The 7,696-nt window shown below is 65.6% G+C and carries 10 protein-coding genes; 5 read left to right on the top strand and 5 right to left on the bottom strand.

The genetic code is table 11. The features are described from left to right. Together QBJ92_RS20255 and QBJ92_RS20250 are read right to left on the bottom strand one after the other, a co-directional pair. The coding region (locus QBJ92_RS20255; protein WP_277971492.1) for a homoserine dehydrogenase at positions 1-1,268 on the bottom strand (1,268 nt) is incomplete at its 3' end. A 95-nt stretch (positions 1,269-1,363) separates the two neighbouring features. Further along, complete coding sequence (locus tag QBJ92_RS20250) at positions 1,364-2,317, bottom strand: isopenicillin N synthase family dioxygenase (RefSeq protein ID WP_277971491.1); 954 nt, start codon at positions 2,315-2,317, stop codon at positions 1,364-1,366. Positions 2,318-2,421: 104 nt separating this feature from the next. Here QBJ92_RS20250 and QBJ92_RS20245 point away from each other — a divergent pair, with 104 nt between their 5' ends. The 3 genes from QBJ92_RS20245 (at position 2,422) to QBJ92_RS20235 (ending at position 5,009) form a co-directional block, all read left to right on the top strand. Then, a complete protein-coding gene (locus tag QBJ92_RS20245) occupies positions 2,422-3,690 on the top strand; it encodes a multidrug effflux MFS transporter (protein WP_431358447.1) in 1,269 nt (422 codons plus the stop codon). A 94-nt stretch (positions 3,691-3,784) separates the two neighbouring features. Then, the gene (locus tag QBJ92_RS20240) at positions 3,785-4,135 is read left to right on the top strand and encodes a DNA primase (protein ID WP_277971490.1); all 351 of its coding nucleotides are present in this window, start codon (positions 3,785-3,787) and stop codon (positions 4,133-4,135) included. Positions 4,136-4,298: 163 nt separating this feature from the next. Further along, positions 4,299-5,009 (top strand): hypothetical protein, encoded by a 711-nt coding sequence (locus QBJ92_RS20235; protein WP_277971489.1) that lies wholly within the window; start codon positions 4,299-4,301, stop codon positions 5,007-5,009. 9 nt (positions 5,010-5,018) lie between these two features. Here QBJ92_RS20235 and QBJ92_RS20230 read toward each other — a convergent pair whose 3' ends face one another. After that, positions 5,019-5,213 carry a hypothetical protein gene (locus tag QBJ92_RS20230; protein ID WP_277971488.1) on the bottom strand — a complete coding sequence of 65 codons (195 nt, stop codon included), beginning with the start codon at positions 5,211-5,213 and terminating at the stop codon, positions 5,019-5,021. A gap of 47 nt (positions 5,214-5,260) precedes the next feature. Further along, positions 5,261-5,452 (bottom strand): hypothetical protein, encoded by a 192-nt coding sequence (locus QBJ92_RS20225; protein ID WP_277971487.1) that lies wholly within the window; start codon positions 5,450-5,452, stop codon positions 5,261-5,263. Positions 5,453-5,521: 69 nt separating this feature from the next. Here QBJ92_RS20225 and QBJ92_RS20220 point away from each other — a divergent pair, with 69 nt between their 5' ends. Beyond that, entirely contained in the window at positions 5,522-6,229 is a 708-nt protein-coding gene (locus QBJ92_RS20220) for a Crp/Fnr family transcriptional regulator (RefSeq protein WP_277971486.1), read from the top strand. Positions 6,230-6,241: 12 nt separating this feature from the next. Here QBJ92_RS20220 and QBJ92_RS20215 read toward each other — a convergent pair whose 3' ends face one another. Further along, a complete protein-coding gene (locus QBJ92_RS20215; protein WP_277971485.1) occupies positions 6,242-6,913 on the bottom strand; it encodes an RBBP9/YdeN family alpha/beta hydrolase in 672 nt (223 codons plus the stop codon). A 262-nt stretch (positions 6,914-7,175) separates the two neighbouring features. Here QBJ92_RS20215 and QBJ92_RS20210 point away from each other — a divergent pair. Beyond that, on the top strand, positions 7,176-7,696 hold a 521-nt coding region (locus QBJ92_RS20210; protein ID WP_277971484.1), incomplete at its 3' end, for a TlyA family RNA methyltransferase.

Below are 7,696 nucleotides of genomic sequence, written 5' to 3'. Positions count from 1 at the left end.
CACAATGGTTGCCCGACCAGGCTCTGCGATCCCCGCAGCCGCTCGAGCGCCTGCGCAACCGCACGTTCCGGGCCTTCGTGCGTGACGATCGCGACCAGCACCGATCCGTCCGCCATCGCGCCGCGCTGCATCAGGCTTTCGATCGACACGCCGGCATCGCGCATTGCCGCGGCAATCTCCGCGAGCACGCCGACGCGGTCCGCGACGGTGAAGCGCACATAAGCGCGGCCGCGCCGGTCGCCGGTGTCGGCGGGGGCTTGCTGGGTCAAGGCATCCGCGGGCATCGCGAAGGCGGGGCCGAATTCGCCGCGCGCGATGTCGATGAGGTCCGCGACGACCGCGCTCGCGGTCGGCCCGTCGCCCGCGCCCGGACCCTGGAACAGCAACCGCCCGACGAAATTGCCTTCCGCCACGACTGCATTGGTCGCGCCGGTGACATGCGCGAGCGGGTGGTCCACCGGCACGAGATGCGGATGGACGCGCTGGAACAGCCCCGCGTCATCGGCTTCCGCAACGCCGAGCAGCCGCACGCGGTAGCCGAGCGCCGCGGCTTCCGCGATGTCGGCGGCGAGGACGTGGCGGATCCCGCTCGCGGCGACATCCGCGAATGCCGGCTGCGTCCCGAACGCAAGGCTCGCGAGCAGCGACAATTTGTGCGCGGCATCGACCCCGTCGATGTCGAAGCTCGGGTCGGCTTCGGCAAAACCGAGCGCCTGCGCCTCGGCCAGCACGTCGGCGAAGTCGCGGCCTTCCGCTTCCATTTTCGACAGGATGAAATTGCAGGTGCCGTTGAGAATGCCGTACACCCGCTCGATCGCGTTCGCGGCGGCGCCTTCGCGTAGGCCCTTGACCACGGGCACGCCGCCCGCAACCGCAGCCTCGAACTTGAGCGCGACTCCCGCCGCTTCGGCTAGCCCGGCCAGTTCCAGCCCGTGATGCGCGAGCATCGCCTTGTTCGCGGTGACGAAGCTCTTGCCCGCGCCGAGCGCGGTGCGCGCCAGCGTCAGGGCAGGGCCGTCCGACCCGCCGACCAGCTCGACCACGACATCCGCGCCCGATTGCGCCAGCGCGGTCGTATCGTCGACCCAGCGGAAGCGCCCGATATCGACGCCGCGATCCTTGAACCGGTCCCGCGCCGAGACCGCGACGATCTCGATCGGGCGACCCGCGCGGCGCGCGATCAGCGCACCGTTGGTGTCGAGCAAGCGGATCACACCCGCGCCGACGGTGCCGAGCCCGGCAAGCGCGATGCGAAGAGGTTCGGTCATAGTCAGTACACCCCCGTCGCCCCGGACCGGCTCCGGGGATCGTACGGGAGGCGCTAGCGGAGGATTAGACCTCGAAACAACCCCGGTGCGACAGATTATTTCGCGATTAGGCCAATTTCGACGAGGCGTTCGTGAAGATAATCGTGCGCGGTGATCGGGGTCGGATAGCGGTCCGGGTTCTCCGCGGTGATCGTGGCGGGGAGCGTCTCGATCAAGAAGTCGGGGGCGGGATGCAGGAAGAACGGCATCGAATAGCGCGAATGGCCGCGCCGTTCGGGCGGCGGGTTGACGACGCGGTGCGTGGTCGAAGGCAGGACGTGGTTGGTCAGCCGTTGCAGCATGTCGCCGACGTTGACGACCATCGCGCCTTCGGGCGGCTTGATCGCAAGCCAGTTGCCGTCCTTGTCGAGCAGTTCGAGCCCGGCTTCCTCGGCACCAAGCAGCAGCGTGATGAGGTTGATGTCCTCATGCGCCCCCGCGCGAACACCAGGAGCATCCGCGGGGATCGGCGGGTAGTGCAGCAAGCGCAGGACCGAATTCCCGTCCTTGACGGCGGGATCGAACCAGTCGGGCGCAAGGCCGAGGTGCCGCGCGATCGCCGACAGCAGGCGGTCGCCTGCCGTGTCGAACGCGGCGAACAGTTCGATAAAGGTTTCGCGGAAGCCTTCGGGCTGGTCCGGCCAGATGTTGGGGGTCATTTGCGCTTCGAAGCGGTGGCCCTTGGCGAGCTCGCGGCCGACGTGCCAGAACTCCTTGAGGTCGACGTGGGTCGCGCCCTTGGCGATCTCGGTCTTGAACGGGGTATACCCCCGCGCGCCGCCGCCGCCCTGGACGAGGTAGCGCCGCTTGGTTTCCTCGGGCAGCGCGAAGAATGCTTCGGTCATCGCCCAGGCGCGGGCGATCAGATCGGCGGGGACGCCGTGATCCGACACGACCGCGAACCCGAAACGCTCGAACGATGTGCCGAGCGCGGCGGCAAAGGCGGCGGGGTCCTTCGCCTCATCGGCAAGCGAAAGCGCGGGAACCTGCGCGGCGGGGGAATCAGACATGGGCAAACGTCCATCACTCGGGGGAGGACACGCCTTATCGCCAAAACGTGCGGCGGGACAATTGGCCAGCGGGGGGTTGGATCGTCCGGAACCGGATTTCCGGGGTGACCTTCGCGACTGGCTGGGGCATGGCGCGCGGTATGTCCGATCGTGTTGTTCCGCTCGAACGGGTCGATGGCCCGCCCATCCGGCTTGCGGAGTTCGTGCCGCTGGTGGCCGCGCTGATGGCGCTTGGTGCGCTCGGGATCGATTCGATGCTCCCTGCGCTGCCCGACATCGCGCGGCGGTTGCATGTCGACGCGATCCTCGACGGGCCGTTGATCCTGACTGTGTTCGTGGTCGGGCTGGGCGTCGGGCAGTTGATCCATGGCCCGCTGACCGATCGGTTCGGGCGTCGTCCGGTGCTGATCGGCGGGCTGATCTGTTACGCGCTCGGCAATCTGCTGGCGGGGTTGGCGAGCAGCTTCGTGCTGCTGCTGGTGGTGCGCTTTATCACCGGGCTTGCGATCGCCTCCAGCCGCGTCGTGACGATCGCGTTGATTCGCGACTGTTTCTCCGGTCGCGCGATGGCGCAGGTGACGAGTCTCGCGTTCATGGTGTTCATGGCGGTGCCGATCATCGCGCCGAGCTTCGGGCAGGCGGTGTTGCTGGTCGGATCGTGGCGGTTGATCTTCGAAGTGATCGCCGCGGCGGCGCTTGCGTGCCTGATCTGGTTTGCGATCCGGATGCCCGAGACGTTGCCGCGCGACCGCCAGATTCCCTTGTCGTTCCTGACGCTGGCACGCGGATGGCGGCAGACGCTGTCCGACCGCTATTCGCTCGGCTACATGATCGCGACGATGATCGCGCAGGGGGCGATCTTCGGGTATCTCGGGTCGATCCAGCCGATCATGGAGCATGTCTTCCGCCGCCCGGCACTGCTCGGCGCGGTGTTTGCCGCGTCGGCGGGAACGATGGCGGTGGCGAACCTGCTCAACTCGCGGATCGTGATGCGGATCGGCATGCGGCGCATTTCGCAGACTGCGCTGGTGGTGATGATCCTTTCTTCGGGGGCGGGGTTGTTCATCGGGCAATGGGGGGACGAGCCGCTGCTCGTCTTCGTGTTGCTGCAGGCGATCACCATGGCGTGCTTTGGTCTTGCGACCTCGAACATGTCCGCGATGGCGATGGAAAACATGGGCGCGATCGCGGGGACCGCGTCGAGCGTGCAGGGATTTTTCAGCATCACGGTGGGTGGGCTGATCGGCTGGGCGATCGGGCGGAGCTTCGACGGGACGACCGCCCCGCTGCACCTGGGGTTCTTGGTGGCGGGCATCGCCGGGCTGGCGATTGCGGCCATCGTCGAGCGTGGAAAACTGTTTCGCCCGACCTGATCGTTTCGGGTCCGGATGCGGAACCGATCCATTCCTGCTAGGTTCGCACGGTAACCGCACCCCGCATCGGGCCGGGGCGGACCGGAGAAACGACATGAGCATCGGTGGCCATCAGGTACCCGGCGAAGGCCCGGGCGACGACGGATATGACGAGGAAGGCTATGACGAGAGCCAGCGCGCCGAGATTCTGGAAGTCACGCGCGACGGCCCGACCGACGGCACGATCCTGACCGATCTCAACCCCGATATCGCCTCCGAAACGGACGACGATGACGAGGACGAAGACGACCTCGACATGACGGATTCCGAAATCGGCGAGGAAGACGATGAGGCCGACGAGGATGAAGACGATCTGGACGAGGACGATCTGCAGGACGACCTCGACGATGGTTCGGTGGATTCCGACACGCTGACCGATCGGGACGACGCCGCGCTTCGTCCGTGATTTCGCTTCGGCGGGCTGGTTGGCCCGGTCCGCCGAATATCTTTAATCCCGTCATGGTGTCGTCGGGATGCTGCCTATAGGCGCGCCGTAAAGCGGAACGGCGACCGGAAGCGGTCGTTACCCCGCACTGGCCCGTCCTAGTCTCCAAAGCGCGAGTAATCTCATGGTTTCCAAGCTGATCCTCCCCGTTTCGCTGATTCTGCTCGCGGGGTGCGCGCAAAGCGAACCGGTCGACAACATGACGGTCGACATCAACGCGGCGGCAGTGGAGGCGCAGAGCACGGTGGACGCCTATGGCGAGAACGCTGCCAGTCTGGACGCACAGGACGCCCGCGCAATGGGCTCGACCAACGATGATGACGATGCGATCGACGATGCCGCTTCGACAAACGCCGTCGGCAACGAAGACGCGCCGCTCGACCCGCCAGCGCCGGGGACGCCGGGTGGCTTGCCGGATGACCGTACGCCGGTATCCGAGGCGCGGTTCACGCCGGATAGCGCGCAAGGCGCCGCCAATGTCGTCCAGACTTATTACGCGTTCTTAGGGTCGCGGCGTTTTCCGGAGGCGCGGGCGTTGGTGCAGTCGGGGTCGAAGATCGCCGAGCGGGACGTGGCTGCGTTCGCGGCGACGTTCGATCGGTATAGCGAATATCACGCGAATGTAGGTGCGCCCGGGCGGATCGATGCCGGCGCGGGACAGCGCTATGTGACCGTTCCCGTTCAGGTCTATGCCAGGCTCAAGGCCGACCGCGCGCCGGTCTATTCGATCGGTACGGTCACGCTGCACCGCGCCGGGGACATCGACGGGGCGACAGCAGAGCAGCGTAAGTGGAAGATCAGCGACATCGCGCTCAAACCAGCGCCCGCTCGGTGACCGGATTGGCTAGAGCGCGTTCACGATGGCATTGAGGTTGGCAACGTCTTCCGGCGTGACAGGAGTGCCATCGCTAGCGGTGGGAACGCTGGCCTTTGCCGCCTTTTCGGGGGCGAAGCCAACGGTGTCGACCGCAGTGTAGATCACGCAAGCGGCCCAGAACAACGCCGACCAGCGGCTCACGAAGAGTTTGCGGTAGGGCACCACTGCACCGGCGCCTTACTCGATTAATATCCAGCGTATCGACATGCTTAATGGTCGGATGAATGCTCGTCTGTGTCGCCCATCTCGTCGATCTCTGCCACGGCCTTTGCGATATGTTCTGCCGACCGTTTCGCCGCGCTTGGGGTGAACGATTCGGCCATGCCCTCGGGGCCGTCCATCAGGATCTCGCCGTTTTCGGCAACGGCTTCGATCGGTTTGTCGTGCGGATTTTTCGGCAATGTCGCGGCTCCCTATAGACAAAACGCGAGCTTGCCGTCCATGTTCCCCAAGAGGGACCGACCGCCAGCATGTATATCGACAAGTTTTTGAAAACGCATCGCACGCCCATGCTGGATGCGGAGGACGTCGCGGCGATCGACGCCAGCGCATCCCGGACGACGACGTTCAACGCTCGCCAGATCTTCATTCGTCAACATACGCCGTTGTCACAATGCACCTTGTTGCTCGATGGATTCGTCGAGCGGTTCAAGGATACGCCAGAGGGTCGTCGCCAGATCCTCGCTATTCATGTTCCGGGCGATTTCGTGGACTTACACAGTTATCCGCTCAAACGACTGGAACATTCGGTCGCGGCGCTGACGGACATCAAGGTCGTGCTGTTCCCGCACGCCGCGGTCCGCGAGCTTACCGCGAGATCCGCGACGATTACGGAATTGCTGTGGAAATCGACGATGATCGATGCCGCGATCAACCGCGAATGGATCGTATCGATCGGCGCGCGGGGTGCAGCCGTGCGGCTCGCGCATCTGTTCTGCGAAATGTTCGTCCGGCTGGAACGTGCCGGAATGGCGTCCGGCAACCAGTTCGACTTGCCGTTGACGCAGGTCGATCTCGCCGACGCCACGGGTTTGACCGCGGTCCATACGAACCGCATGCTGCGCCAATTGCGCGAGGATGGTCTTGTCGCGTTTCGGCAGGGAGTGGTCGAAATCTTCGATTGGCCGCGTCTGCGCGCCTTCGCCGAGTTCGACCCCACCTATCTCTTCGTCGATTGACGCGCGCAACCGTCAGCGCGGCAAATAATGGACCTGCGCGGCATCGGTCGCATTGATCGCGAGGATCGAGCGCGCTTCGCTGATCGGTAGCGGGCGCCCCTCGCGATCGACCGAGGCGCCGATCACGCGGTCGAGCAGTTCCTGCCCTTCCTTCCACCAGCCGATCCCGCTTGCGGCGTTCAAATGGCCTTGCTCGCCCGCATCGACGAAATGACTGCCCCAGCCGACCGCAAGGCTGTGGGCGCGATCGATATCGATCCACGGATCGTCGCGGCTGGCCACGACGATCGACGGGAAGGGGAGCGGTGCCGTCGGGGTCGGCCCGAACGTCGCGAGTTCGGCGCGCGCATCGGCGCGGTCGACGTCGGCGGGCGCGACAAGCAAGGCCCCTGCAACCGGCCAGCCATAGGGTTGGCGAGTCATCTCCGCCCACCACGCGACCGCGAGGCAGCCTAGGCTGTGCGCCGCGAGGACGACCGGAGCCTTGGCCTGCCGGATGGCCTGATCGAGCTTGGTAACCCAAGCGTTGCGGTGGGGCGTGTTCCACATGCCGAGTTCGACACGAACGGTATCGGGTCGCGCGGACTCCCACAGCGTCTGCCAGTGTGACGGACCGGAGCCACCGAGGCCGGGGACCGTCAAGATGGTCGGTTGCACGGGGTCGTAACTTGAAAAGCTGCCCATCGATGCTCTCCCACTAAAGGTAGGAAGACGTGACCAGACCATGCTCTAGGGGGACACCGCTTGGCCACGCTTCCCGGTTCAGAAGGTATTCCTACTGGTTTGGTAGGCAATAGCGCTGCGCCAAGCCGTTGACGGATTGCGCCGGACCGAAAGCGCGCCTTCGCCCGGCATCGCGCGAGGCCTGACTCCTGCACCGCTTGGGGTCTGGGACGAAGCTTGATAGGGGGACGGATGCGCTCCATTTCACCCTACTGTCCCGCCGATGCCCAAGATCAGGGCTGACCAGCTTCTCGTCGATCGCGGCCTCGTCGAGAGCCGCACGCGGGCGCAGGCGTTGATCATGGCCGGGCTCGTCTTCGCGGGCGACCGGAAGATCGACAAGCCGGGGCAAGCGATTGCGGACGATGTGGTGCTCGACGTGCGCGGGCGGGATCATCCGTGGGTCTCGCGTGGCGGGATCAAGCTGGCGCACGGTCTGGACGCGACCGGCTGGGCGGTCACGGACGCGGTCGCGATCGACGTCGGTTCGTCGACCGGCGGGTTCACCGACGTGCTGCTGCAACGTGGCGCCGCGCGCGTCTATGCGGTCGACAGCGGCACCAATCAGCTTGCGTGGAAGATCCGGCAGGACGATCGCGTGGTCGTTCACGAACAGACCAGCGCGCGGATCCTGACCGAAGTGCATATCCCCGAACTGGTCGACCTGATCGTGTGCGACGCGAGTTTCATCGGTCTCGCCAAGGTGCTCGAGGTGCCGCTCCGCTTCGCCACGCCCGCGGCGAA

The sequence above is a fragment of the Sphingomonas echinoides genome, assembly GCF_029623395.1.
Taxonomy (GTDB): Bacteria; Pseudomonadota; Alphaproteobacteria; order Sphingomonadales; family Sphingomonadaceae; genus Sphingomonas; species Sphingomonas echinoides_A.
Note: the sequence above shows the minus strand (reverse complement) of the source record. Positions and strands in the feature narration are given on the sequence as shown.